The 22,897-nt window shown below is 71.2% G+C and carries 27 protein-coding genes; 16 read left to right on the forward strand and 11 right to left on the reverse strand.

Annotated features, from left to right (window positions below):
• Positions 1–10: 10 nt before the first annotated feature.
• The 5 genes from JAP66_RS07910 to JAP66_RS07930 are packed head-to-tail and all read right to left on the reverse strand — an operon-like array spanning position 11 to position 4,352.
• Positions 11–850 carry an oxygenase MpaB family protein gene (locus tag JAP66_RS07910; protein WP_199430938.1) on the reverse strand — a complete coding sequence of 280 codons (840 nt, stop codon included), beginning with the start codon at positions 848–850 and terminating at the stop codon, positions 11–13.
• Between the two features lie 9 nt (positions 851–859).
• Positions 860–1,414: a TetR/AcrR family transcriptional regulator gene (locus tag JAP66_RS07915; protein ID WP_199430939.1), complete on the reverse strand. Its 555-nt coding sequence runs from the start codon at positions 1,412–1,414 to the stop codon at positions 860–862.
• Positions 1,411–2,787 carry an amidase gene (locus JAP66_RS07920; RefSeq protein ID WP_199430940.1) on the reverse strand — a complete coding sequence of 459 codons (1,377 nt, stop codon included), beginning with the start codon at positions 2,785–2,787 and terminating at the stop codon, positions 1,411–1,413. Before JAP66_RS07920 ends, JAP66_RS07915 begins: the two co-directional genes overlap by 4 nt.
• A 37-nt stretch (positions 2,788–2,824) precedes the next feature.
• Entirely contained in the window at positions 2,825–3,523 is a 699-nt protein-coding gene (locus JAP66_RS07925; RefSeq protein WP_199430941.1) for a DUF998 domain-containing protein, read from the reverse strand.
• 58 nt (positions 3,524–3,581) lie between these two features.
• Complete coding sequence (locus JAP66_RS07930) at positions 3,582–4,352, reverse strand: PP2C family serine/threonine-protein phosphatase (RefSeq protein ID WP_199430942.1); 771 nt, start codon at positions 4,350–4,352, stop codon at positions 3,582–3,584.
• Positions 4,353–4,423: 71 nt separating this feature from the next.
• Between JAP66_RS07930 and JAP66_RS07935 the strand changes: the two genes are divergently transcribed.
• Together JAP66_RS07935 and JAP66_RS07940 are read left to right on the forward strand one after the other, a co-directional pair.
• Positions 4,424–4,633: an HTH domain-containing protein gene (locus JAP66_RS07935; protein WP_199430943.1), complete on the forward strand. Its 210-nt coding sequence runs from the start codon at positions 4,424–4,426 to the stop codon at positions 4,631–4,633.
• A complete protein-coding gene (locus tag JAP66_RS07940; RefSeq protein ID WP_199430944.1) occupies positions 4,633–5,193 on the forward strand; it encodes a Clp protease N-terminal domain-containing protein in 561 nt (186 codons plus the stop codon). Before JAP66_RS07935 ends, JAP66_RS07940 begins: the two co-directional genes overlap by 1 nt.
• Positions 5,194–5,225: 32 nt before the next feature.
• Here JAP66_RS07940 and yczE read toward each other — a convergent pair whose 3' ends face one another.
• A complete protein-coding gene (yczE, locus tag JAP66_RS07945) occupies positions 5,226–5,861 on the reverse strand; it encodes a membrane protein YczE (protein WP_199430945.1) in 636 nt (211 codons plus the stop codon).
• A 61-nt stretch (positions 5,862–5,922) separates the two neighbouring features.
• Between yczE and yczR the strand changes: the two genes are divergently transcribed.
• Positions 5,923–7,371, forward strand: a complete 1,449-nt coding sequence (gene yczR, locus JAP66_RS07950) for a MocR-like transcription factor YczR (protein WP_443706205.1) — start codon at positions 5,923–5,925, stop codon at positions 7,369–7,371.
• Positions 7,372–7,795: 424 nt separating this feature from the next.
• Here the strand turns inward: yczR and JAP66_RS07955 are convergent, their stop codons facing one another.
• Both JAP66_RS07955 and JAP66_RS07960 read right to left on the reverse strand, forming a co-directional pair.
• On the reverse strand, positions 7,796–8,986 hold the full coding sequence (locus JAP66_RS07955) for a hypothetical protein (RefSeq protein WP_199430947.1): 1,191 nt from the start codon (positions 8,984–8,986) through the stop codon (positions 7,796–7,798).
• A 119-nt stretch (positions 8,987–9,105) separates the two neighbouring features.
• The gene (locus JAP66_RS07960) at positions 9,106–10,308 is read right to left on the reverse strand and encodes a pyridoxal phosphate-dependent aminotransferase (RefSeq protein WP_199430948.1); all 1,203 of its coding nucleotides are present in this window, start codon (positions 10,306–10,308) and stop codon (positions 9,106–9,108) included.
• A 29-nt stretch (positions 10,309–10,337) separates the two neighbouring features.
• On the opposite strand from JAP66_RS07960, the gene JAP66_RS07965 reads away from it, so the two are divergent.
• The gene (locus tag JAP66_RS07965) at positions 10,338–11,642 is read left to right on the forward strand and encodes a DUF445 domain-containing protein (RefSeq protein WP_199430949.1); all 1,305 of its coding nucleotides are present in this window, start codon (positions 10,338–10,340) and stop codon (positions 11,640–11,642) included.
• Positions 11,643–11,750: 108 nt separating this feature from the next.
• Here JAP66_RS07965 and JAP66_RS07970 read toward each other — a convergent pair whose 3' ends face one another.
• Positions 11,751–12,224, reverse strand: a complete 474-nt coding sequence (locus tag JAP66_RS07970; protein WP_199430950.1) for a CGNR zinc finger domain-containing protein — start codon at positions 12,222–12,224, stop codon at positions 11,751–11,753.
• Between the two features lie 89 nt (positions 12,225–12,313).
• Here JAP66_RS07970 and JAP66_RS07975 point away from each other — a divergent pair, with 89 nt between their 5' ends.
• The 3 genes from JAP66_RS07975 to JAP66_RS07985 are packed head-to-tail and all read left to right on the forward strand — an operon-like array spanning position 12,314 to position 13,776.
• Positions 12,314–12,703, forward strand: a complete 390-nt coding sequence (locus tag JAP66_RS07975; protein ID WP_199430951.1) for a VOC family protein — start codon at positions 12,314–12,316, stop codon at positions 12,701–12,703.
• 37 nt (positions 12,704–12,740) lie between these two features.
• Positions 12,741–13,142 carry a TFIIB-type zinc ribbon-containing protein gene (locus JAP66_RS07980; RefSeq protein ID WP_199430952.1) on the forward strand — a complete coding sequence of 134 codons (402 nt, stop codon included), beginning with the start codon at positions 12,741–12,743 and terminating at the stop codon, positions 13,140–13,142.
• Positions 13,143–13,149: 7 nt separating this feature from the next.
• Positions 13,150–13,776 carry an ATP-binding protein gene (locus JAP66_RS07985; RefSeq protein ID WP_199430953.1) on the forward strand — a complete coding sequence of 209 codons (627 nt, stop codon included), beginning with the start codon at positions 13,150–13,152 and terminating at the stop codon, positions 13,774–13,776.
• Between the two features lie 32 nt (positions 13,777–13,808).
• On the opposite strand, the gene tgmC is transcribed toward JAP66_RS07985, so the two are convergent.
• Positions 13,809–14,978 (reverse strand): ATP-grasp peptide maturase system methyltransferase, encoded by a 1,170-nt coding sequence (tgmC, locus tag JAP66_RS07990; RefSeq protein WP_199430954.1) that lies wholly within the window; start codon positions 14,976–14,978, stop codon positions 13,809–13,811.
• A gap of 159 nt (positions 14,979–15,137) precedes the next feature.
• On the opposite strand from tgmC, the gene JAP66_RS07995 reads away from it, so the two are divergent.
• From JAP66_RS07995 to JAP66_RS08025, 7 genes are all read left to right on the forward strand, one after another.
• Positions 15,138–15,542 (forward strand): helix-turn-helix domain-containing protein, encoded by a 405-nt coding sequence (locus JAP66_RS07995; RefSeq protein ID WP_199431126.1) that lies wholly within the window; start codon positions 15,138–15,140, stop codon positions 15,540–15,542.
• Positions 15,543–15,547: 5 nt separating this feature from the next.
• The gene (locus JAP66_RS08000; protein ID WP_199430955.1) at positions 15,548–16,255 is read left to right on the forward strand and encodes a hypothetical protein; all 708 of its coding nucleotides are present in this window, start codon (positions 15,548–15,550) and stop codon (positions 16,253–16,255) included.
• Between the two features lie 81 nt (positions 16,256–16,336).
• Positions 16,337–16,624 (forward strand): DUF2516 family protein, encoded by a 288-nt coding sequence (locus JAP66_RS08005; protein ID WP_199431127.1) that lies wholly within the window; start codon positions 16,337–16,339, stop codon positions 16,622–16,624.
• 28 nt (positions 16,625–16,652) lie between these two features.
• Positions 16,653–17,198 (forward strand): YbaK/EbsC family protein, encoded by a 546-nt coding sequence (locus JAP66_RS08010; RefSeq protein ID WP_199430956.1) that lies wholly within the window; start codon positions 16,653–16,655, stop codon positions 17,196–17,198.
• A 35-nt stretch (positions 17,199–17,233) separates the two neighbouring features.
• Positions 17,234–17,677 carry an SRPBCC family protein gene (locus JAP66_RS08015; protein WP_199430957.1) on the forward strand — a complete coding sequence of 148 codons (444 nt, stop codon included), beginning with the start codon at positions 17,234–17,236 and terminating at the stop codon, positions 17,675–17,677.
• A complete protein-coding gene (locus JAP66_RS08020) occupies positions 17,677–18,675 on the forward strand; it encodes an NADP-dependent oxidoreductase (protein WP_199430958.1) in 999 nt (332 codons plus the stop codon). Before JAP66_RS08015 ends, JAP66_RS08020 begins: the two co-directional genes overlap by 1 nt.
• Before the next feature lie 23 nt (positions 18,676–18,698).
• A complete protein-coding gene (locus tag JAP66_RS08025; protein ID WP_199430959.1) occupies positions 18,699–19,298 on the forward strand; it encodes a hypothetical protein in 600 nt (199 codons plus the stop codon).
• A gap of 79 nt (positions 19,299–19,377) precedes the next feature.
• Here the strand turns inward: JAP66_RS08025 and JAP66_RS08030 are convergent, their stop codons facing one another.
• The gene (locus JAP66_RS08030; RefSeq protein WP_199430960.1) at positions 19,378–20,325 is read right to left on the reverse strand and encodes a methionyl-tRNA formyltransferase; all 948 of its coding nucleotides are present in this window, start codon (positions 20,323–20,325) and stop codon (positions 19,378–19,380) included.
• A 175-nt stretch (positions 20,326–20,500) separates the two neighbouring features.
• On the opposite strand from JAP66_RS08030, the gene JAP66_RS08035 reads away from it, so the two are divergent.
• Positions 20,501–21,841 (forward strand): lysine N(6)-hydroxylase/L-ornithine N(5)-oxygenase family protein, encoded by a 1,341-nt coding sequence (locus JAP66_RS08035; RefSeq protein ID WP_199430961.1) that lies wholly within the window; start codon positions 20,501–20,503, stop codon positions 21,839–21,841.
• Between the two features lie 23 nt (positions 21,842–21,864).
• Entirely contained in the window at positions 21,865–22,896 is a 1,032-nt protein-coding gene (locus JAP66_RS08040; RefSeq protein ID WP_235998836.1) for an iron-siderophore ABC transporter substrate-binding protein, read from the forward strand.
• The last annotated feature ends 1 nt before the right edge of the window (position 22,897 follow it).

Raw genomic sequence — 22,897 nt, forward strand, 5'->3', positions numbered from 1 at the left:
TCACGAGTGGTCAGGCGTGGAGGCCGCGGCGGCGGCGCAGCCACACGTTGAGCTTGCCGACACCGCGCACGTGCGCCGACCGCAGCGGCACCGGGACCATCGCGCCGAGGACGCGCAGCGCGCAGCACAGCCGCTCGAACCGGCGCTGCCTGCGCGCGGTCCAGCGCAGCCCGAGGCGCTCGCGCAGGACGGGCGGCAGCGTGGCCGCGATCAGGAACATCTGCAGCTCGTACTGCCTGGTGCGCAGGGGAAGCCAGAGGCGGTCGGGCAGCGCCCGCACCGGCTTGGCCACCGTGCGGATGGTCTCGAAGAGGGTGCTGATCGTCTCGTTCGGGCCGAACGAGGTCACCATCGCGGCGTAGTAGCGCTCGAAGGCAGGCCAGTCCGGCGGCAGGTGCCGCTCCCGCAGGCCGAGTCTGCGACCGACCTCGCGCAGCTGCGCGTAGTACTCGTCCAGCTCGGCCCGTGACAGCGGCCTGCCGAAGAAGCGCTGCGTGTCGACGGCCTGCATGACCAGCGTCGCGTGCACCCAGGCGTAGGCGTGCGGATCGAGCGCGTGGTAGCGGCGGCCCTCGGCGTCCACGCCGGTGAAGCGCTTGTGCAGCTCCCACAGCCGGTCGGCTTCGTACCGCGCGCCGACCGGGTCGCCGTAGACGTAGATCGCGAGCGACCCGGCCGTGCGCAGCAGCCGCGTCCACGGATCGGCCTGGTAGCCGGAGTGGTCACGCACGCCCGCCGCGACGACCGGGTGCGCGACCTGGAGCACGAGCACCTGCCCGGCGAGCACGCTCGCCCGGAAATCGCCGAAGTAGCGCCATGCGGCGGTCCCGCGCACGATGGGTGCCGCCATGGGAGCAGGCTACCGGCCCGCGCCCCGCACGAGCATGGTCAGCGCGTCGGCGGCCGGGGTCGCCGGGGCGGCACCGGTGGCCAGCCTGCGCAGTTGCAGGCCCATGACCAGGGCGACGACCGGACCGGTCAGCCGCTCGGGAGCGTTCACCCCGAGCGTGCGCAGGATGGTCACCGCCAGCTCGTCGTAGGCGGCGAAGCAGCGGGTGGTGGCGTCGCGCAGCGCGGGATCGCGCCCCGCCTGGAGGAACAGTTCGAGTGAGGCGATCTCGTCCACGCGCAGCGGCATCCGCTCCAGCACGGCATCGACGGCGACCGCCGCCCGTTCGACGGTCATCTCCCCGGCCCGGTGCTCCTCGGCCAGCGCGGCCAGCCGCCGGGTCTCGTCCTCCGCGAACAGCAGCATGGCCTGCCGCAACAGCTCGGTCTGGCTGGGGAAGTGGTAGGTCAGCGAGCCGAGTGCGACACCGGCCTCGGCGCAGATCCGGCGGTTGGTCAGGCCGGCGACGCCCTGCTCGCCGATCACCCGCAGCGCGGCGCGCAGGATCGCCTCACGAGTGTTCACGGTCGCCGATCGTGCCAGCGTTCGGCCTTCTCCAGTTGCGCGGCCAGCGAGATCAGCAGGCCCTCCGAACCGGCAGGTCCGAGTAGCTGCGCGCCGAGCGGCAGCCCGTCGTCCGTCGGCCCGGCCGGGACGTTCATCGCGGGCCAGCCGAGCACGTTCCACGGCCACGCGTACGGGCAGGCGGCGATCATCGCCTCGTCGGTGTGCCAGTTCGACAGCGCGTCGAAGGCGCCGATCCGCGGTGGCGGTGTCGCGGTCGTCGGCGCGAGCAGCACGTCGACCTGCTCGAACACCGCGCCGACCTGCCGGTGCAGCAGCGGCTCGGCGCGCCGGGCGAGGCTCGCGAGCGGACCGAGCCGGGAGCCGGTGCGCCGGTTGGCGCGGGTGCGCGGATCGAGCAGGCCGGGTTCCGGAGCGCGGGCGGCCCAGTCGTGCACGCCGGCGAGGGAGCGTGGGAGGAAGTCGAGCCCGATGAGTCCGTAGCGCGGTTCGGCGTGGTCGACCTCGTGCCCGAGTCCCGCCAGCACGCCCGCGAGCCGCGTCACCGCGGCGTGGACTCGCTCGTCCAGCCGGGTGCGCGTGGCGGTGAACGGGATGCGGAACGAGAGCCCGACGCGCAGCCGCCCTGGCTCGGTGCGGACGGCGGCCAGGAAGGTGCCGTCCGTGCCGGCGGTGACGTCGAGCAGCAGTGCCGCGTCGGCGACCGTCCGCGCCAGCGGACCGTGCACGGTCAGCCCGTGGAACAGTTCCGGCTCGGGCGCGGTGGGGATGCGGCCGCGCTGCGTCTTGATGCCGACCAGGTTGTTCCAGGCGGCGGGTATCCGGACCGACCCGGCGCCGTCCGAGCCGAGCGCGGCGGGCACCAGGCCCGCGGCGACGGCGGCCGCGGAGCCACCGGAGGAGCCGCCCGGCGAGTAGCCGGTGTGCCACGGGTTGCGCGTGACCCCGAACGCACCGCCCTCGGTGAACGGCCACTGCCCGATCTCCGGGGTGTTGGTCTTGCCGACGATCACCGCGCCCGCCCGCTTCAGCCGGGCGACAACCTCGGCGTCGGTGTCGCGGACCGGGAAGTCGCCCGCGCAGCCGAACGCTGTGGGCAGGCCCGCGATGTCGGTGTCGTCCTTGATCGCCACCGGCACCCCGAGCAGCGGCGCGCGCTCACCCGCGGCGAGGCGGCGATCGGCGTCCGCGGCCTCCCGTTCCGCGTCGGCCGCCCGTACGTGCCGGAAGGCGTTGAGCGTCGGCTGTGTCTCGTCGATCCGCTTCAGTGCGGCGGCGGTGAGTTCGGCCGAGGTGAGCCGCCCCTCGGTGAGCAGACCGGCCTGCCGGGCCAGGCCGGCGAAGGCGAGATCACTCCCGATGTCGTCGGTCATGGCGGGCCCCGTTCCTCGTTCGTTCGAACGAACGATATCATTCCTGGGTGGCCTGCCGCAGGCGCGCGGTGCGGGCGGCGAGTACCACCAGCACCATGAGCAGGGCGAAGTCGGCGACGAACGTGAGCCGCTGGGTGAAGCCGACCGGCAGCGCCTCGGCGATGGTGGCCGCCATCGGATAGCCGGGCAGCGCCGCGGCGACGTAGCTGACGCCGAACAGGGCGAGGCTGCTCCAGCAGAGGAACAGCACCCGGATCAGCATCGCCCGGCTCGCCGCCGGTGCGGGGATCTCGCGCAGCCCGTCGAGCAGCGTGAGGCCGATCGCGGGCAGGCTGAGGAACGCGATGAGGCTCGCGTACTGGTGGACCCTTCCGGTGACCGGGTCGATGTCGGAGGTGAAGCTCGCGGGGAACAGCGCCGCCATGACCAGGCCGAGCGCGGCACAGGCGAACAGCACGGACGTGGTGCGACCGAACGGGACCCCGGCGCCCAGCAGCGCGCCACGCACGGCGACGACACCGACCGCGAAGGAGAGCAGGCTCGCTTCGAGCATGCCGCTGCCCTGGTCGGTGAAGGCGTAGCGGCTCAGGGCGTCCAGCACGGGGTCGAACGAGCTGACGGCGTGCAGGATCACGAGAGTGAACAGGGACCAGCCGATGGCCGCCGAGGCCGCGATCGTCCACGGCCGGACCCGGGCGACCGTGTCGAGCTCGGTCCTCGTCCCCAGTTTCTGCATACTTCCAGCTTGGCTTCGCGCGCGCGGGTTGTGATCGGGGAACGCCCTGAATCCACCCTTACTTTCGGGTGAAGTCGATCAGGGCGAACGCCTGGTCGTCGTGGCGTTTCGAGCGCGGCCAGCGGGCACCGTCCGGGTCGTCGTGCTCGGCGGCCCTGACCGTGTCGAGCACGGCGGCGGCCCCCTTCTCCCGCGCGAGGCAGAGCACGTCCGGCCAGCCGAGGATCCGGTACTCGTCGACGCCGATCGCGACGCCGTCGGTGGCGAGCAGCACCGCGTCGACGTCCGCCCGCGGCAGACTCCGGTGCAGGGCGTGCCCGGCGGCGGCCGGGTCGGCCTCGGCCACCCAGAACCCGCCCTCGGCGTTGCGCAGCCTGCTGACGTCGGCGCGGGTGCGCAACGCTCCGCCCTTGCGCAGCGCCAGCAGCCGGTCGTCGGCGAGTACGTCCATCCTCCCGGACCGGTGGAACACGACGACCGGGCTGTCGGCGAGCACGAGCGTGTCGATCCGGTGCTCGGTCCAGCGCAGCATCGCCACGGTGCTCGAAGGCGAGTGTCCCGGCCTCAGGTCGTGCTCCGTGGTGACGCCGGTGATGGCGTCGGCCAGCAGCGCGCTCAGGTCGTCGTCCGGCCGCTCGCGCAGCCGGACGTCGAGCTGCTCGGCCAGCCGTGCCGCGTACCAGCCGCCGCTGGGCAGGTCGTCGCGGAACTCGGTGGCGCCGTCGAGCAGCACCACGGCATTGCCGGTGGTGACCACCTTGTCCTCGGTGGGGCGAGGCCGGCCGTGCACACCGACGCCGGCCTGTTCGGCGATGTCGATCCGGGGCACGTCCAGACAGTAGCGCCGAAGTCCTGTCAACTGACATTGACACAATGGCACTGTCAACGTAGATTGACGGCATGACAGAGGCAACGGATCTGGCCGCCAGGGCAGGCGACCGCGACCCCCGGGTGGGGCTGCGGGCCGTCGCCGCCCTGTGCCGGCTGCTGGAACAGCTCGAGGCCGTGCAGGTGCGCAGCGCGCGGACGCACGGCTGGTCATGGCAGGAGATCGCCGACGAGCTCGGGGTCAGCCGTCAGGCGGTACACAAGAAGCACGGGAGGCGCTGATGTTCGAGAGGTTCACCAAGGAGGCCCGGGTCGCCGTGATCGAGGCGCAGGACTGGGCGATCGAGCAGCAGGTCGCCGAGATCGACGTGCCGCACCTGCTGCTCGCCCTGCTCGGCGCTTCGGACACCGCCGCCGTGCGGTTGCTGGTGGAGTCCGGGCTGTCCATCGACCTGGTCGTCGAGGAGCTCAACGCGATCCGGCGGCGCGGCGGGCTCAGCGACGCCGACGCCGAGGCACTCGAGCAGCTGGGCATCGACCTGGAGCGGGTCGTGGAGCGCGTCGAGCAGGCGCACGGCGAGTACGCGCTCGCCGACCGTGCCGAGGGGTCGCGGCGCGGCCGGTTCGCGGGTCGTCAGCACCGGCCGTTCACGCACGGTGCCAAGCGCGTGCTGGAGCATTCGTTGCGGGAGGCGCAGGACCTCGGCGACAAGGACATCGGAACCGAGCACATCCTGCTGGCCGTGGTCACGCAGCCAGGCCCCACCGCCGACATGCTGGCCACCTACGGCATCGACCACGTGACCCTCCGCCGGGCCCTCACCCGCCGCCGCGCCTCGTGAGTGCGCAGACGAGTTAGAACTCGTGTGCGCACTCACGAGCCGGGGCGCTCGTACCGCCACACCACGAAGGGCAGGAAGGCCTGGGTGAGCGGGCCGATGGCGAGCGCGTACAGCACCGTGCCGAGACCGACCGTGCCGCCGAGCAGCCAGCCGGCGGCGAGCACGGTCACCTCGATCCCGGTGCGCACGAGGCGTACCGACCACCCGGTCCGCGTGGAGAGCCCGGTCATCAGGCCGTCGCGCGGGCCGGGACCGAGCCGGGCGCCCACGTAGGCGGCCGTCGCGAGCCCGTTGAGCACGACGCCGCCCAGCAGCAGCGGGATCTGCGCGCCGAGGGCGTGCTGGTCGGGCAGCACCAGCCGGACCAGGTCGACGGTCACCGAGATGACGAGCACGTTCAGCACCGTGCCGATGCCCGGCCGCTGCCGCAGCGGGATCCACAGTGCCAACACCGCGACCGACGAGATGCCGATGACCATGCCGAACGTCAGCCCCGTCCGTTTGGTCACGCCCTCGTGCAGCACGTCCCAGGGGGAGAGGCCGAGCCCGGCCCTGGTCATCATCGCCAGGCTGGTGCCGTACAGGGCGAGCCCGCCGACTAGTTGCAGCAGCCTGCGGACGGGGCTGACGGTGACGGTGACCGGATGGAGTTCGACAGCATGAGCCACATCGACGACTATCCGGCGGATTGGCTGGAAATACCATAGCCAATCGGCAAGAATTGGCCTGATGAACGGCCAGGTTCCACCAGGTGGACACGTATCTGGCGCGCGAATGGCCGCTGTGCTGGGTGATTGGCGTCGCAGCGGCTCTCGGCGTGGGGCGGCCGACCTCGCCGCGGCGGTGGAACTGCACGTGTTGGACGGCAGGCTGACCCCGGGGACACGGCTGCCCGCCGAGCGCGAGCTGGCCGGCGCGCTCGGGGTCAGCCGCACGCTCATCGGTGCCGCGCTCGATCGGCTGCGCGAGGCCGGCCTGGTGGAGAGCAGGCGCGGCGCGGGCTCGTGGATCGCCGTGCCGCGTCGCCGCGGGCTCGAACCGGCGCCGCCCGAGGCCCCGAACCTGATCGACTTCACACGCGCCGCGCTGCCCGCGGTCCCCGGTGTCCTCGCCGCGCTCGACGCGGCCAGGCAGAAGTTCGCCGGGGAACTGCTCGACCACGGCTACAGCGTGCTCGGCCTGCCTGCGCTGCGGGAACGGGTCGCCGCCCGCTACACCGAGCGCGGGCTGCCGACGACACCGGCACAGGTGATGATCACCAACGGCGGGCAGCATTCGTTCGCCCTCGCACTGCGCACGCTGGCCGGGCCGGGTGACCGGGTACTGGTCGAACAGCCCTGCTATCCCAACACGCCGGAGGCCGTCCGCTCGGCGCACGCGGTTCCGGTGCCGATCGCGGTCGACCCGGACGAGGGCTGGGACATCCCGGGCATCGAGGCCGCACTGCGCCAGGTGGCGCCTCGGCTGGCCAACTTCGTCGTCGACTTCCAGAACCCCACCGGCCTGCGGCTCGACGCGGCGGGGCGGGAGCGGCTCGGTGCCGCGCTCGCGCGCACCCGGACTCCGGTCGTGGTGGACGAGACGCTGGCCGAACTGGATCTCGACGGCGACCCTGGCGCCGCCCCGCCGCCGCTGGCCGCCTTCGCGGGGGACTCGGCGATAACCGTCGGTTCGGCGGCGAAGTCGCACTGGGGCGGGCTGCGCCTCGGCTGGATCCGGGCGTCGGAGGAGCTGATCGGCGGATTCCTCTCCGCGCGGCACGCCCTGGATCTCGGATCACCGGTCCTCGAACAGCTGGTGCTGGCCGAGCTGCTCGAGGATCCGGGGGCGTCGGCGCGGCGGCGCCGGGAGGACGTCCGTGCGATGCGGGACGCACTCGTCGGCGCGGTGCGCTGGCACTTCCCCGACTGGGCCTTCCGGGTTCCGGCGGGCGGGCTGTCACTGTGGTGCCGGTTGCCCGAGCCGATGAGTACCCGGCTCAGCGTGGCAGCGATCGGTTACGGCGTGCAGGTGGCACCCGGTTCGCGGTTCGGCGTGCACGGTGGCCTCGAAAGCCGGCTCCGGCTGCCCTTCGCCCAGCCACCCGAACGGCTGCACGAGGCGGTGCGCAGGCTCGCCGCGGCCGCCGCCTCCGTCGGCCCCGCCGCCGGGAGCGGGGCCGAGGTGCCCGTGACATGAGAGAGCCGGTGCACCGGATGAGAAATTCCGTCACTCCAGGGATGCGGGACGGTTTGGTCATCCGGTACACCGGCTCTCGCCGTGCCCGGGGGTGGGCACGGGTGCCGCGGGCGCTTCCCGGCATCGCCCCTCGCCATGCCGGGAAGCCCCATCGGCTCAGGCGCGCATCGGCCGGATGTTCCCGCTCGGCGCGGTGAGCGGGAACGGCCGGTGCGCGCCCGGGGCAGGCCCCGGCGCCACGGGGGCAACGTGGCGCCGGGACCGGGACCCGTCACGGCCTGGCGCGGTAGGCCGAGCGGGAAGTTGGGTATGCACGCAAAAACCCCGGGATAAACGAAAGAAACGGCTGAACGGGCGCGTGGCCGTGGAGAACGCAAGAAGTTGATCTTGGTTTGGACGCGCCTCTCCCCGGCGGGCGGCCGGGTCAGTCGGGCGAAGCGGCCGGGAGTGCGGCTTCCCTGCCCGCGCCGTCGGCGTCGTGGTCGCGGCTGGTGCCGATGAGCCGAAGCTGGGTGCGGGTGTCTTCCGAGTTGAGCGTGCCATGCACGTGGCGGCCACCGGAGCTGTCCTGCGGGGCGACGACGCTCGCGATGGAGCCGGCAGCGGTCACCGGTGCCATCGGCGGAGGCGCACCGTGCCCGCCGCCGCCGGAACCGCCGCCCGGCCGGATGCTGGCGGAGCTGTCGGAGCTGTCGGAGGCCGTGCCGTTCACCGGGGCGGCGACCTGCCGCAGCTCGCCGGGCAGCGGCGGACCGGCGGGCGCCGCCCGCGTGCCGGGTGCCGGATCGGACGCCGGAACCTGCCGGGCGGGTGCCTGCTCGGGCGCCGGTGCGGGATCGGCTGCCGGTGCGGTGCCGGTGCCGCTCGGCGCGGACTCGGCGGGCGGGACGGGCTGGGTCAGGTTCGGCAGGTCGGGCACGGTGGCACCGAGATCGGGCAGCACGCTGGGCACGTCGACGATCGGCGCGAGTTCGCCGACGGAGCCGGTCAAGCCGTCCACGGTGCCGCTCACCCGGTCCAGCACGGTGCCCAGGGTCCTGGTGACCGTGCCGAGCAGGCTGGTGGCCGGCTGTGCCGCCGGTTCGCTGAGCTGCGTCGTCTCCCGCAGCACCGGTTCGGTGACCTGGGACAGCGTCGCGAGCGAGCCGGTCTCGCGTTCGGGCTCCGCCGGCTGTTCGTGGTCGGCGGGCTGTGTCGTCGCTGTTGTCGCTGTTGTCGCTGTCGTCGCTGTAGTCGCTGTCGTCTCGCTTGTCTCTGTTGCCTCTGCCGGCCGCGTCGGCTCGGCCTCGGCCTCGGCCGAGGGACGGGTCTCCGGCGAGGGCTCGGGGGCCGCCTCCGGTCCGGAGGGCTGGGCGGGTTCGGCCGGTTGTGCGGGCTCGCCGGGTTCGGTGGGCTCGGCTGGTTCCGCGGGTTCGCTCTTGCCGGCCGGGGTCGATTCGGCGGCGACCGTGCTCGTCTCGCCACTGCCCGCGGACCCCTCGTCGGCGAGCGCGGCGGAGCCCAGCGCCGAGGCCAGCAACCAACCCGTCAGGGCGAATCCGGCGGTGACCAGCAGGCGCACGACGGGGCCGGGCAGCGGCCTGCCGGCGCGGCGCACCGCACGGGTGCTGCTCACCGCCACCACCACCGTCCGTGCTCCGTGCCCGAGAGGGGCGCCAGTCGATCTTGCTCAGTGCTGTCCGGCCAGGTCGCGGGTACCCCGGCCAGCCATTTCTAACATCGCCGGGAAGTCTTTCACCTCGTGAGCGTCCGATCCACCCCGGACGGCGCAATCGTGGCCAGGTTGTGCATTCGGGCGATCGCCTCGTCGAGGATCTCGTCGCGCTTGCAGAACGCGAATCGAAGTACATGACTCCACTCGTCCGGGTGATCGGTGAACACCTTGACCGGAACGGCGGCCACGCCGGCGCGTTCGGGCAGCTGCCAGGCGAGCTCGGCGGCGTCGGTGAAGCCGAGCGGGCGCACGTCGGCGCAGACGAAGTAGGTGCCCGCGCTCGGCCGGACGGCGAAACCGGCTTCGGCGAGCCCGGCTGAGAGCCGGTCGCGTTTGGCCTCCAGCGACCGGCGCAGGTCCTCGACCCAGTCCAGTTCGTGTTCGAGCGCGTGGGCGACCGCGGGTTGCAGTGGGCCGCCGGAGACGAACGTCATGAACTGCTTGGCGGCCTTCACCGCGGCGACGAGCTCCGGCGTCGAGCACACCCAGCCGATCTTCCAGCCCGTGCAGTTGAACGTCTTGCCCGCGCTGGAGATCGACACCGTGCGTTCCCGCATCCCCGGCAGGGTCGCGAGCGGGATGTGCTCGGCGTCGTCGAACACGAGGTGCTCGTACACCTCGTCGGTGACGGCGATCAGGTCGTGTTCGACGCAGACGGCCGCCAGCGCCTCCAGTTCGGCGCGGGTGAACACGGTGCCGGTGGGGTTGTGCGGCGAGTTGACGAGGATCGCGCGCGTGTTGGCGGTGACCGCCGCCCGCACGGCGTCGACGTCCAGCGCGAAACGGTCGCCGTCGGTGGCCAGCGACACCACTCGCCGGGCGGCACCCGCCATCGCCACCGACGCCGCGTAGGAGTCGTAGTACGGCTCGATGACCAGCACCTCGTCGCCGGGCCCGGTGAGGGCGAGCAGGCTCGCCGCGACCGCCTCCGTGGCGCCCGCGGTGACGAGGATCTCGCCGTCCGGGTCGTAGTGCACGCCGTAGCGCTGCCGGTGGGCCGCGATCGCCGCTCGCAGCTCGGGCCTGCCGGGGCCGGGCGGGTACTGGTTCGCTCCGCCGAACAGGGCGTTCTTCGCCGCGTCGAGCATTCCGGCGGGGCCGTCGGTGTCGGGGAAGCCCTGGCCGAGGTTGACCGCGCCGGTCCGCGTGGCGAGTGCCGTCATCTCGGCGAAGATGGTCGAGGTGAAGGGCCGTAGCCGGGGGACGAGAACTGGTTCGCGCACGATCGCCAATCCTCACGGACAATGGCGCTGTGGAGCAACTGACGTCCGCCGGGGCGGTCCCGGCCGATCCGCCGGGTGGCCTGGCCGGCGAGGAGAGCAAACGGCGGGGCCTGCGCAGGATGAAGCTGGTCGCGCTGTCGTTCCTGATCGGCGCGGCGGTCGTCTTCCTGCTGATGAGCTGGGCGCAGGCGGCCGGCTGGCCGGGCTGGGTCGGCTACGTGCGCGCGGCCGCCGAGGCGGGCATGGTCGGTGCGCTCGCCGACTGGTTCGCCGTCACCGCGCTGTTCCGGCATCCGCTGGGCATCAAGATCCCGCACACCGCGATCATTCCGAACAAGAAGAACGTGCTCGGCAGCAGCCTTGGCGACTTCGTGGGCGCCAACTTCCTCTCCGAGCCGGTGGTGCGGGACAAGCTGCGCCGGGTGGAGACGTCGAAGCGGCTCGGGGCCTGGCTCGCCCGGCCGGAGAACGCCGAGCGGGTGACCGCGGAGCTCGCCAGCGTGGTGCGGGGCGCGGTGACCGTGCTGCGGGACGAGGACGTGCAGGCCGTGCTGGAGCAGGCGGTGGTGCGCCGGGTCGTCGACCGGCCGTGGGGGCCGCCCACCGGAAAGCTGCTGGAGCAGGTGTTCACCGACGGTGCGCACTACAAGCTCGTGGACCTGATCTGTGACCGGGCCTACGAATGGGTGCGGGACAACCACGACACCGTGCTGCGGGTGGTCTCGGACCGCGCGCCGAGCTGGTCGCCGAGGTTCGTCGACGACCTGCTCGCGGACAAGGTCTACGGCGAGGTGCTGGCATTCGCCTGGGCGGTGAAGACCGACGTCAACCACCCGATGCGGCTGGCCGTCGACAGGTTCCTCGGCGAGTTCGCGCAGGATCTGCAGAAGGATCCCGAGACGATGGCCCGCGCGGACCAGGTCAAGCAGCAGCTGGTCGAGCACCCTGAGGTGCAGCGGCTCATCGGCTCGGCGTGGACGACGGCCAAGGACATGCTGCTCACCGCGGCCGAGGACCCGTCGAGCGAGCTGCGCAGGCGCGTCCGGGCGGGGCTGTGCACGCTGGGTGAGCGGCTGGTGGCCGACGCGTCGCTCGCGGCGAAGGTGGACGGCTGGGTCGAGGGCGCCGCGGCGCACGTCGTCACCAACTACTCCACCGAGATCACCACGATCATCACCGACACGGTCGAGCGCTGGGACGCGGCGGAGACATCGCGCAAGGTCGAGCTCCAGGTGGGCCGCGACCTCCAGTTCATCCGTATCAACGGCACCGTGGTCGGCGCGCTGGCCGGGCTGGCGATCTACGCGGTCGCGCAGCTGCTGTTCCACGGGTAACCCGCACGGGTCGCACCCGCGCGTGTCCACCCGTACGGGGGAGTTGTCCACAGTTCGGCCGGTTATCCACCGGGTTGTCCACAGGCTGCCGGTCCCGCGAACAGGTGGCTACCGCTCCGGCGGTTCGGCCGCAGTGCGCTCGCGGAAGGCGCGCGCCTTCTCCCGGTTGCCGCACACCTTCATCGAGCACCACGTCCGGGACCGGTTGCGCGACCGGTCGTAGAACGCCCAGTGGCAGTTGTCCGCCGGGCAGATCTTCACGCGCTCCCACTCGCCCAGTACCGCGAGGCGGGCCGCCGCCGCCAGCACCGCGCCCACCGCGCTCGACGTCACCAGCTCCGGGCCTCGCTCGGTCAGCGCCACCTCGACCGCCGCGCGCGCCGGACCGGGTCGCGCGGCCGGATCGCCCACAGCCGCCCGGAGGGCGTCGCGCACCGGCCGCACCTCGTCCGGTGGGTCGGCGGGCAGCTCCCGCTCATGGGTCCAGGCGTGCCACCTCCCCGCCGAGGCGAGCGTGTCGACGTCTTCCTCCACGTCGAGCGTATTGAGGAAGTCGAGCACGAGTGAGACGTCCGGCGGCACGTCACCAGTCTAGTTCCTATGGTGGTTGCCACCTGGCGTGGTAACCACCATACTGATTTTGTCAGTTATGCAGATATCTGGAGGTGGCCATGAATTCGGCGAGTTCGGCGAAGAACTCGATCACGTTCGGCTGTGTGGCGCTGGACTGCCCTGATCCGTGGGCGCTCGCCCAGTTCTACGGCGAGCTGCTCGGCTGGCAGGTCGATCCACGGGACAAGAAGGGGGACAACTGGATCACCCTGCTCAATCCCGCGGGCGGGGCGAACATCGCCTTCCAGGAGGACCCCGCGTTCGCGCCACCGACCTGGCCGTCCAACGAGCGGGCGCAGATGCTGCACATCGACTTCGACGTGCCGGACATCGACGCCGAGCACGAGCGGGTGCTCCGGCTCGGTGCCAGGCTGCTCGACGACAAGCCGGAGACGTTCCGGGTCTACGCCGATCCGGCCGGGCACCCGTTCTGCCTCTGCGCCTGCTGATCGCCTCGCCCGGTCACCTATGCGTAGGGTGTGATCTGTGATTTGTCCCAAGTGCCAGAACTTGCTGAAGACGGTCGACAAGAGCGGCATCCACATCGAGCAGTGCGAGGGGTGCCGGGGCATCTTCCTCGACCGCGGTGAGCTGGAGCAGATCGTCAACGCGGAGAACGCCTACTACGCGCAGGCGGCCCCCGCCGCGCCGCCGCCGTACCAGCCCGCGGCGCCGCCGCCGCCGGGCTACCAGGGCGGACCACCACCCCCGCCCCCGCCGGCACAGCAGCAGCCCTACGGCGGGTACGGCTACAAGGACTCCCCGCGCCCCTACCGCGGGGGCGGCTACAAGGACTCGCCCCGGCCGTACCGGCACCAGGGCCAGCACGGTCAGCACGGTTACCGGGGCAACCGCAAGCGCAGCTTCCTCGAGAACCTGTTCGACTGAGGCTGTCTTGCTGGATCTGAGGATCTGCGCGGACTGTGGTGAGAACGCGGAGGTTCCGCTGGTCGAGGAAGGCCGGCTGGTGTGTGCGCGATGCGGGCACCGCCGGACCTTCCACCGGCTGCCGCTGTTCGCGCTGACCGGGCCGAGTGCCGCAGGCAAGTCCACGGTCGGACCGGCGCTGGCGCGCCTGCTCGGTGGTCGGGTGGTGCCGCTCGAACAGGACGTCCTGTGGACCGGCGGCCTGCGCGACGACATCGACGGGCACCCGGCGTTTCGCTCGACGTGGCTGCGGATGGCCGCGATGATCCACCAGAGCGGGCGGCCGGTGGTGCTGTGCGGAACGGTGGTGCCGCCCGAGCTGGAGCCGCTTCCGGAACGGGTGTTCTTCTCGGCGATCCACTATCTCGCACTCGTCGCGGAGCCCGAGGTGCTCGCGAAGCGGCTGCGAGCGCGTCCCGAGTGGCGGGGCTGGGACGAGCCGCGGATCGAGGAGATGCTGGAGTTCAACGACTGGCTTCGTGCCGCCGCGGCGACCCTCGACCCGCCCGTGCGCCTGCTCGACACCACCGACGCCCCGTTCGAGGACACCGTGGAAGCGGCCTGCGCCTGGGTAGGTGCCCACCTGCCCTCGTGAGTGCGTAACAGTGTTCTAACTCGTGTGCGCACTCACGAGGGGGCGAGGGGCCAGCGGTGCGGGCTGTCCGGATCGCGCAGCCAGAACTCCTGGCCTTCGGCCGTGACGGTCACGCCGAAGGCGTCGCGGCCTGGCTTGCCGAGCCCGTGCCACCGGTCGTAGGCCTCCTCGGCGAGGTCCCACAACCGGCGCGGGCCGCCCTGCTCGACCACGTAGCGGCCGTCGTCCTCCTCGCGCTGGCGCGCCCACGAACCGTCGGCGTGTACGAGGCAGCTGCTCGCCGGATCTTCCGGATCGGGCGTCGTCGTTACCCCCTCCAGCGCGAGCCCGGCGAAGAACTCGAACCGGCTCGCGGCGCTCACCACCGTCGTCAACGGCAACTCCGTCGTCCTCGCCTGCCCCGAGCGGGCACCGGGCACGGCGGCGGTGCCGTTGGCGCCGTTGTCGCGGAGCCGGTGCGCTCGCAGGGGCATGAAGCGGCCGTCCCTGGCGAGCACCCTGCCCTGGCCGGTCGCGTCCCGGCCGGCGACGATGCGCACCAGCCCGGCACCGATCGGCCGGTTCAGGGTCGTGACGATCAGCCCGCCCGGCCGGGACTGTTCGAGCCACGTGAGCGGGATGCGCGACACCGCGCAGGTGCACAGCACCCGGTCGTAGGGGGCGCCGGCCGGAAAGCCCCGCTCCCCGTCGGCGACCTCGCACACCGGTGCGTGGCCGAGCTGTCCCAACGCGGTACGGGCCGAGGCCACCAGCACCGGATCGATATCCACGGTGCACACGTTCTCGTCGCCGAGCCGGGTGCACAGCAGTGCCGTGTTGTAGCCGGTGCCGCTGCCGATCTCCAGCACCCGGTGGCCGTCGGCGACGAGCAGCTCTTCGAGCATGACGGCCATGATCCCGGGCATGCTCGACGAGCACGTCGGGACGCCGTCCACCGGGCCCTCGCGGCGGGCGATCGCCCAGCGGTGCGGGTCGTCGTCGAGCTGGGTCACCAGGACGCTGTCGGAGTAGACGGTCGGCAGCCAGCCGGGGTCGCTCCGGTCGACCGCGACCCAGCGGCCGCGTTCGGGGAGGAAGAACCGGGGGACGAACACGTGCCGTGGCACGCGCCGGAACGCGGCCACCCAGCGGGCGTCGGTCAGGGTGCCGTCCCGGCGAAGGTTCTCCGCGAGGCGCCTGCGGGCGCGCGCGGCGAGGCTCATCCCTCAACAGTAGCGGGGTGTCCGAACCCACACCCGGCGGTGCAAGCAGAGTGCTTGCAATAGCTAGCACTCCGGCGTAACTTTGATGGTGTCGCGAGGAGGTGGCGAGAAGTGACGGAGACACCGGTGCCGGAGGAGAACGGTGCCGTGGCCGGCCCGATCGACAAGGTCGCCGACATCGGCCGCGATATCGGCCGGGACATCGGCGAGTACATCCGTCAGCAACGCAGCACCGCGAAGATCTCCTTGCGGCAGCTGTCGAAGCTGGCCGGCGTCTCCAACCCGTATCTGAGTCAGATCGAGCGCGGCGTGCGTAAGCCCAGCGCGGAGATCCTGCAGCAGATCGCCAAGGGGTTGCGAATCTCGGCGGAAGCGCTCTACGTGCAGGCAGGGATTCTCGACCTTCCCCTCGGCGGGCCGGTGCCCGACGCGATTCGCTCGGACAGCGAGCTCTCCGAGCGGCAGAAGCAGGTTCTGCTGGACGTCTACGAGTCGTTCCGGCGAGAGAACCGCGCCGCACCAACATCCGAACAGTCCACAGCCGAGTCCGAACCCGAGGAGTGATCCACATGGCGACCAACAAGTCCGAGGACACCCAGAAGCCCAGTTTCGACCCGATCCGCACACCGCTGCTCGCCGCGCTCGGCGCAGGCAACCTGGTCAGCCAGGCCGTGGCGGACGCCATGAACAAGGCCAGGGAGCGGGTGACCGAGAGCAGCGAGAGCGCTCGCAAGAACATCGAGGAGCTGCCCACCGACGTGGAGCAGCTGCGCGATCGCCTCGACCCGGCCGAGCTGCGCAAGCTGCTCGACGAGTACACCGACGCCGCGCTGAAGCTGTACCACAAGCTCGCCGAGTCCGGTGAGCAGGCATGGGACAACCTGGTCGCGCAGCCGCAGGTCAGGCGCAGCATCGAGCAGCTGGAAGAGGCGCTGCAGGCCGCGCAGGAGCGGGTCGGCGAGCTGTCCACCGATGCCCGCGAGCGGGTCGACGAGGTGCTCGCACTGGTCACCAAGCGCACCCGGTCGGTGGGGGAGAAGACCGCCACCACGGTCAGCGAGAGCAGCCGGGACGTGGCCGAGGCCGTCGAGGAGGCCGGGGCCGAGGTCGCGCACGAGACCCGCAGCGCCAGCCGCAAGGCCGCGAACAAGACCTCCCCGAGCACCGCTCGCCGCGGTGACGACGCTTCGAGCGGCACCAGCAGCACGAGCAGCACGAGTGGCACGAGCAGCACCGCCAGGAAGAGCACCGGCGGCACGTCCAAGACGAACAAGTAAGAGCGGTCGTACGGCCCGGCCCCGGCACCTCCCGAGGTGCCGGGGCCGCGTCCTTTGCGCGTGCTGAAGTACGCTGATGAGGTGCCGCTCATCGCGCAATGGATCGTCTGGGTCATCGACTGGGCAGGGACCCTGGTCGGCGTATTCGCGTTCGTGCACGCACTGACGCAGCGTGCCGATGCCTACGCGGCCGCCGACCGGCTCACCAAGCCGGTGTGGATGGCCATCACCGGTGGTTCCACCGTCGCCCTCGCGCTGTTCGGCTACTACGGCGCGGGCATGATCTTCTGGCTCGCCGGCCTGGTCGCGGTGCTCGTCTACATCGTCGACGTGCGCCCGAAGCTGATCGAGGTGCAGCGGGGCGGTTGACGCCGAGCCTGCCCACTAGGGTGATGCCGTGACCACCTGGACCATCGCCGGAACCCTGAACGTCGCCCCGGTCGCGCAGCACCCCGAGCTGGTCGCCGAACCGGTCGCCAAGGCACTGTCCGAGGTGCCCGGGCCGGTCGGCGTGGCCCGGATCGATCCGGAGCTGGCCGACACGGCCGAGTTCTGCGCCGCCTACTCCTCACCTCTCTCCGCGTCGGCGAACTGTGTCGTCGTGGCGGGCAAGCGGTCCGGTGAGGTCCGCTACGCGGCGGCGATGATCCTCGCCACCACACGAGCCGACGTCAACGGCGTGATCCGGCGCAGGCTCGACGTGCGCAAGGCGTCGTTCGCGCCGATGGCCGAGGCCGTCGAGCTCACCGGCATGGAGTACGGCGGCATCACGCCCATCGGGCTTCCCGCCGACTGGCCGATCCTCGTCGACAAGGCCGTGGCCGACTCGCCGGAACTCGTCATCGGCAGCGGCATTCGTGGTAGCAAGCTCCTGGTCACCGGAAGCCTGCTGGCCTCGCTGCCCGGTGCCGAGGTGGTCGAGGGACTCGCCAACCCCGTCTGAACAAGCCTGCCGGAGCACGACCGAAGAGGAGTTTCATGGGACAGGTCACGGCCACCGCGGAGCGCACGATCGACGCGCCGCCGGAGAAGGTGCGCGCACTCGTCGCGGACTACACCGAGACCAGGCCGAAGATCCTCACCGAGCACTACCGCGACTACGAGGTGACCGAGGGCGGCACCGGCGCGGGCACCGTCGCGCGCTGGAAGCTGCAGGCGACGTCCAAGCGCGTGCGCGACGTCGCGGCCACCGTGACCGAGCCGGAGCCGGGCACGCTGGTGGAGACCGACGGCAACTCCAGCATGGTCACCACCTGGACCGTGCGCGAGGCCGGTTCCGGCAGCCTCGTGCAGTTGCGGACGAGCTGGGAGGGCGCAGGCGGCATCGGCGGGTTCTTCGAGAAGACGTTCGCGCCGGGTGGGCTGAAGCGCATCTACGAAGGTGTGCTCGCCAACCTCGACGCGCAGGCCGGGCGGTCCTGATGGGCGCCACGGAGATCCGCCTCGCCGCGCGCCCGCACGGCGCTCCCACGCTCGACAACTTCTCCGTTGTGGACGTCGATGTCCCGGGCCCGGGGCCCGGTCAGCTGCTGGTGCGCAACCAGTGGCTTTCCGTCGACCCGTACATGCGGGGCCGGATGAGCTCGGCGAAGTCCTACGCCGAGCCGTACGAGGTGGGCAAGGTGATGCACGGCGGCGCGCTCGGCGAGGTTGTCGAGTCCACGGTGGACGAGTTCGCACCCGGTGACCTGGTGCTGCACGGGCTCGGCTGGCGCACGCACGCGGTGGTCGAGGCCAGGCACGTGGCCAGGGTCGATCCGGAGGCCGCGCCGGTCACCACCTACCTCGGTGTGCTCGGCATGACCGGGCTGACCGCGTACGCGGGCCTGTTCGAGGTCGCGAAGTTCACCGAGGGCGACACCGTGTTCGTCTCCGGCGCCGCGGGCGCGGTCGGGTCGGTGGTCGGCCAGCTCGCGAAGCTCAGGGGAGCCGCACGGGTGATCGGCAGCGCGGGGTCGGCCGAGAAGGTGCGTTGGCTGCGGGACGACCTGGGTTTCGACGCTGCGTTCGACTACAAGGACGCGCCCGTGGCCGAGCAGCTCGCCGAAGCCGCGCCGGACGGTGTCGACGTTTACTTCGACAACGTCGGCGGCGAGCACCTTGAGGCCGCGATCGGTGCGCTGAACCTGCACGGCCGGATCGCCGTCTGCGGCATGATCTCGCAGTACAACGCGACCGAGCCGACGCCGGCGCCGCGCAACCTCCCGCAGATCATCGCGAAGCGGTTCACGATGCGCGGTTTCCTGGTGACCGACCACCAGGACCTGCGGCCGCGGTTCGTCGAGGAGGTCGCGCCGCTGGTCCGCGACGGCAGGCTGAAGTACTCGGAGACCGTGGTGGAGGGGATCCGCAACGCCCCGCAAGCGTTTCTCGACCTGCTCGCCGGAGCCAACACCGGCAAGATGCTCGTGCGAGTCTAGCGGCGCCGGCCGGGGTGGCCGAGGTGGATGATGACCCCGCGGGCAAGGTGTGCGAGACCGTGGTGACCCTTGCCGAGCAGGACCGGCGCCGGGACGGCACCCTTGCCGGTTCGCCCGCTGGGCCGGAATCCGCGTCCAGGACCGGGCATGATTGCCCTGTGCGCATCCCGCCGCTCGATGTGGTCGTCCGGGTCGTAGCGGCCCTGCGGGAACAGGGACTGACTCCGGCGATCGGCGGCTCCGGGCTGCTGGTCGCCCTCGGGCTCGCCGACGTGGCCCATGACTGGGACGTCACCGTCGACTCGGGCGGCACCGCCGGAGCCGCCGCGGTGACCGCGGCGCTGGACGGCGCCGGGATCCGCTACCGCGAGGACAGCGAGCGCGGCGGGATCTACGCCACCGGCCGGCGCTACGTCCTCGACGGCGGCGACCACACGCTGGATCTCCTGCTCGACTTCGCGATGTACGGGCCGGACGGCGCGGAACGGCTGCCCACCCGGGTGAGCGGCCACTGGCGGGGCCTGCCGCTCGCCGACCCCGCCGTGTGGGCGAGGGCCTACCGCCTGCTCGACCGGCCCGCCAAGGCGGATGCGCTCGAACGCTGGCTCACGGCCAGCTCGTGAGTGCGCAGCCGAGTTAGAACGCCGGTAGCCACTCACGAGGGTCGTGAGTGGCTGGCCGAGTTAGAACTCGCGTAGGCACTCACGAGGGGTGAGTGGTGAGGTAGCCGCCCATCGTGCGGAAGTAGTCGGTGGCCGCGTACTCGGTGCCGTCGTCGGTGCGCACACGCTCGATCGCGAGCCCGTGGTTCTGCCCGTACCGCGCGTCGGCGCCGGCCACGATCACCACGCCGTCGCCCTCGCGGATGAAGATCCGCCCTGGCGTGCCGCCGTAGCGACCCTCCGACACCGACGCCCGGACCACGTGGACGCGCTGTCCCTTGTGGAAGGTGTACGCGTTCGGGTAGGGATCGGACTGCGCGCGGACAAGACGTTCGATGTCCTCGGCAGGCCACGTCCAGTCGATCCGGCTGTCCTCTATGGACCGTTTGTGGAAGAAGCTGGCCTTCGTCCGGTCCTGCGGGGTCCAGTCGGTGCGCCCGGAAGCGATCAGCCCGAGCGCCTCCCCGACCAGCGGTTCGATCAGCTCGACCGTCTTGTGGAACAGGTCCGTCGCGGTGTCCCGCGGCCCCACCTCCACCGCCCGCTGCCGGACGATCGGGCCCGCGTCGAGCTCCCCGTCCATCATGTGCGCGGTCACGCCGACCTCCTTCTCACCGTTGATCAGTGCCCAGATCAGCGGCGAGAAGCCCGCGTAGGCGGGCAGCAGCGAGTCGTGCACGTTCAGCGTGCCGTACCGGGGCAGCGTGAAGATCTCCGGCGGAATCCAGGTGCGCCAGTTGTTCGCCACGATCAGGTCCGGCCCGATCTCGTGCAGCCGCGCCGCGAGCGCCTCGTCCGGCCGGTTGCGCAGCGCCACCTCGACGCCGTGCTCCTCGGCGAGATCGGCGACGGAGTCCGCCCAGATCCGCTCGTACGCGTGGTCGGACTTGGGGTGCGTGACGACCAGCGCCACCTCGTGCTCGGAGTCCAGCAGCGCACGCAGGGTCCGGTGCCCCCACGTCTGGTAGCCGAACATGACGACCCTCATCGACGATCCTCCGGATCCTTCGGCGGCAAACGCGGCCTAGTGAAGCAAGCCTTACCTAATTCCGCAACCCGTGGGCCGGGGGATGAGCATCACCCTCGAATGTACTAACTGAGGTAAGGCTAACTTAGGTTAGGGTTGCCTCCGTCCGGGTGGATTCACGGCGATGGGACAGGACATGTCACAGGCACGGCGCAAGGACGAGACACCGGTCTACGACCTGGTCGGAGTTGGTTTCGGCCCCTCGAACCTGGCACTGGCCATCGCGGTGACCGAGCACAACGCGGCCACGAACGACACCGTCACCGCGCACTTCCTGGAGCGGCAGGAACGCTTCGGCTGGCATCGCGGCATGCTCATCGACGACGCGACCATGCAGGTGTCCTTCCTCAAGGACCTGGTCACGCTGCGCAACCCCGCCAGCGAGTTCAGCTTCCTGTCCTACCTGCACGCGCAGGGCAGGCTGGTCGACTTCGTCAACCACAAGAACCTCTTCCCGCTGCGGGTCGAGTTCCACGACTACTTCGAGTGGGCGGCCGCTCGGGTCGACGACATGGTGTCGTACTCGCACGAGGTGGTCGCCGTGCGGCCCGTGCTCGACGGCGGCGCGGTCGCCTACTTCGACGTCGAGTCGGCGACCGGCGAGACCTACCGGGCGCGCAACCTGGTGCTGGCCACCGGGTTGCGGCCGTACCTGCCCGAGGGTGTGACGCCGTCGGACCGGGTGTGGCACAACCGCGACCTGCTGCATCGCATCCACAATGTCGATCCGGACATGGCGCGTCGCTTCGTCGTGGTCGGCGCGGGCCAGAGCGCCGCCGAGGTGACGGCCTTCCTGCACGAACGGTTCCCGCGCGCCGAGGTGTGCTCGGTGTTCTCCCGCTTCGGCTACAGCCCGTCCGACGACAGCGCGTTCGCCAACCGGATCTTCGATCCCGAGTCCGTGGACCGTTTCTACTCCGCGCCGGAGGACGTCAAGCGCCGGATTATGGACTACCACGCCAACACGAACTACTCGGTGGTCGACCTCGAACTGATCGACGACCTCTACCGGCGACTCTACCGGGAGAAGGTCCTCGGCATCGAACGGCTGCGGATCTTCAACGTCTGCCGCGCGGTCAAGGCCGACGAGACCGGCGACGGCGTGCGCGTGACGATCGAGTCGCTCGCCAACGGTGAGCGAAGTGCGCTGGACGCCGACATCGTCGTCTACTCCACCGGCTACCGGCCGGACGACCAGCCCGTACTGCTCGGCGAGCTCGCCGGCTACTGCCGGCGCGACGAGCAGGGCCGGCTGTGCGTCGAGCGCGACTACCGCGTGGGCACCGGGTCCGAGGTCGCGGGCGGCATCTACCTGCAGGGTGGCGGTACCGAGCACACGCACGGCATCACGTCGTCGCTGCTGTCCAACAACGCCATGCGCTCGGCGGAGATCCTGCGGTCGGTCCTCGACCGGCGCGCATCGGGGGGAGACACCAGGCCTGCCGCGGAGTACGCGGTCAGTGGAAGGTCCGTTTGACGGAGAAGAGAGAGGTAACCCCGATGTCCCCCATGTCCCTGAAGCCGGCGAAGGCGCTTACGCGCCTGCCAGCGGCGCTGCTGGCGCTGGTGCTGGCCGTGGTGCTCGCGGCGTGCGGCAGCTCCGGTGACGACGCGGGCGGCGATCCATCCGCCGCCGCGAACGCCGGCGCGTTCCCGGTCACCATCGAGCACAAGTACGGCAGCACGGAGATCAGCGAGAAGCCGGAGAAGGTGGTCACGCTCGGACTGTCCGATCAGGACGCGGCGCTGGCGCTGGGGGTCAAGCCGGTCGGCGCGGTCGACTGGTTCAAGGAACGCCCGTACGGCAGCTGGTCGTGGGCGAAGGAGCACTGGGGCGGCACCCAGCCCGAGATCGTCGGTGAGCGCGACGAGTACAACATGGAGAAGATCGCCGGGCTGGAGCCCGACCTGATCATCGCCCAGTACTCGGGGATGGCCAAGGAGCAGTACGACAAGCTCTCGCAGATCGCCCCGGTGGTCGCGCAGCCGAAGGAGTACCCCGACTACGCCGCGCCGTGGCAGGACATGTCCCGCCGCATCGGCAAGGCGCTCGGTCAGGAGGACCAGATGAACCAGCTGATCGAGCAGCTGGATCAGCGCTTCGCCGAGGTGCGCGAGAACCACCCCCAGTGGGCGGAGCAGACGATGATCGTCGCGGACAGCTTCGAGCCGGGCGCCTACTCGGCGTTCACCAGCACCGACCCCAAGGCGATCTTCTTCCGGGAGATGGGCTTCAAGCTCTCCGAGGAGGTGGACCGGACCGCGGAGGAGGGCATGAACGTCGCCGAGCTCAGCTCCGAGCAGCTCGGCATGCTGGACGCCGACCGGCTCGTGTGGGTCACCTCAGGCGAGGAGGCCAACAACCGCATCAAGGCCGAGCCGCTCTACCAGCGGCTGAAGGTGCACCAGGACGGCCGTGACCTGTTCGTGCCGTACGAGAACCCGGACGTCGGCGCCGCGTTCTCCTTCAACACGGTGCTCTCCATCCCTTACGCCATCGATCAGATGGTGCCGATGCTGGAAGAAAAGTAAC

The organism is Qaidamihabitans albus (genome assembly GCF_016464705.1).
Taxonomy (GTDB): domain Bacteria; phylum Actinomycetota; class Actinomycetes; order Mycobacteriales; family Pseudonocardiaceae; genus Qaidamihabitans; species Qaidamihabitans albus.

Bases quoted from the DNA above. Each gene is read 5' to 3' on its own strand.
- JAP66_RS07910 (WP_199430938.1), bottom strand. From the start codon at position 850: ATGGCGGCACCCATCGTGCGCGGGACCGCCGCATGGCGCTACTTCGGC.
- JAP66_RS08000 (WP_199430955.1), top strand. From the start codon at position 15,548: ATGGCGACCAACAAGTCCGAGGACACCCAGAAGCCCAGTTTCGACCCG.
- tgmC (WP_199430954.1), bottom strand. From the start codon at position 14,978: ATGAGCCTCGCCGCGCGCGCCCGCAGGCGCCTCGCGGAGAACCTTCGC.
- JAP66_RS07920 (WP_199430940.1), bottom strand. From the start codon at position 2,787: ATGACCGACGACATCGGGAGTGATCTCGCCTTCGCCGGCCTGGCCCGG.
- JAP66_RS08020 (WP_199430958.1), top strand. From the start codon at position 17,677: ATGGGCGCCACGGAGATCCGCCTCGCCGCGCGCCCGCACGGCGCTCCC.
- JAP66_RS07925 (WP_199430941.1), bottom strand. From the start codon at position 3,523: ATGCAGAAACTGGGGACGAGGACCGAGCTCGACACGGTCGCCCGGGTC.
- JAP66_RS07975 (WP_199430951.1), top strand. From the start codon at position 12,314: ATGAATTCGGCGAGTTCGGCGAAGAACTCGATCACGTTCGGCTGTGTG.
- JAP66_RS07935 (WP_199430943.1), top strand. From the start codon at position 4,424: ATGACAGAGGCAACGGATCTGGCCGCCAGGGCAGGCGACCGCGACCCC.
- yczR (WP_443706205.1), top strand. From the start codon at position 5,923: ATGAACGGCCAGGTTCCACCAGGTGGACACGTATCTGGCGCGCGAATG.
- JAP66_RS08015 (WP_199430957.1), top strand. From the start codon at position 17,234: ATGGGACAGGTCACGGCCACCGCGGAGCGCACGATCGACGCGCCGCCG.
- JAP66_RS08030 (WP_199430960.1), bottom strand. From the start codon at position 20,325: ATGAGGGTCGTCATGTTCGGCTACCAGACGTGGGGGCACCGGACCCTG.
- JAP66_RS08035 (WP_199430961.1), top strand. From the start codon at position 20,501: ATGTCACAGGCACGGCGCAAGGACGAGACACCGGTCTACGACCTGGTC.
- JAP66_RS07940 (WP_199430944.1), top strand. From the start codon at position 4,633: ATGTTCGAGAGGTTCACCAAGGAGGCCCGGGTCGCCGTGATCGAGGCG.
- JAP66_RS08040 (WP_235998836.1), top strand. From the start codon at position 21,865: ATGTCCCCCATGTCCCTGAAGCCGGCGAAGGCGCTTACGCGCCTGCCA.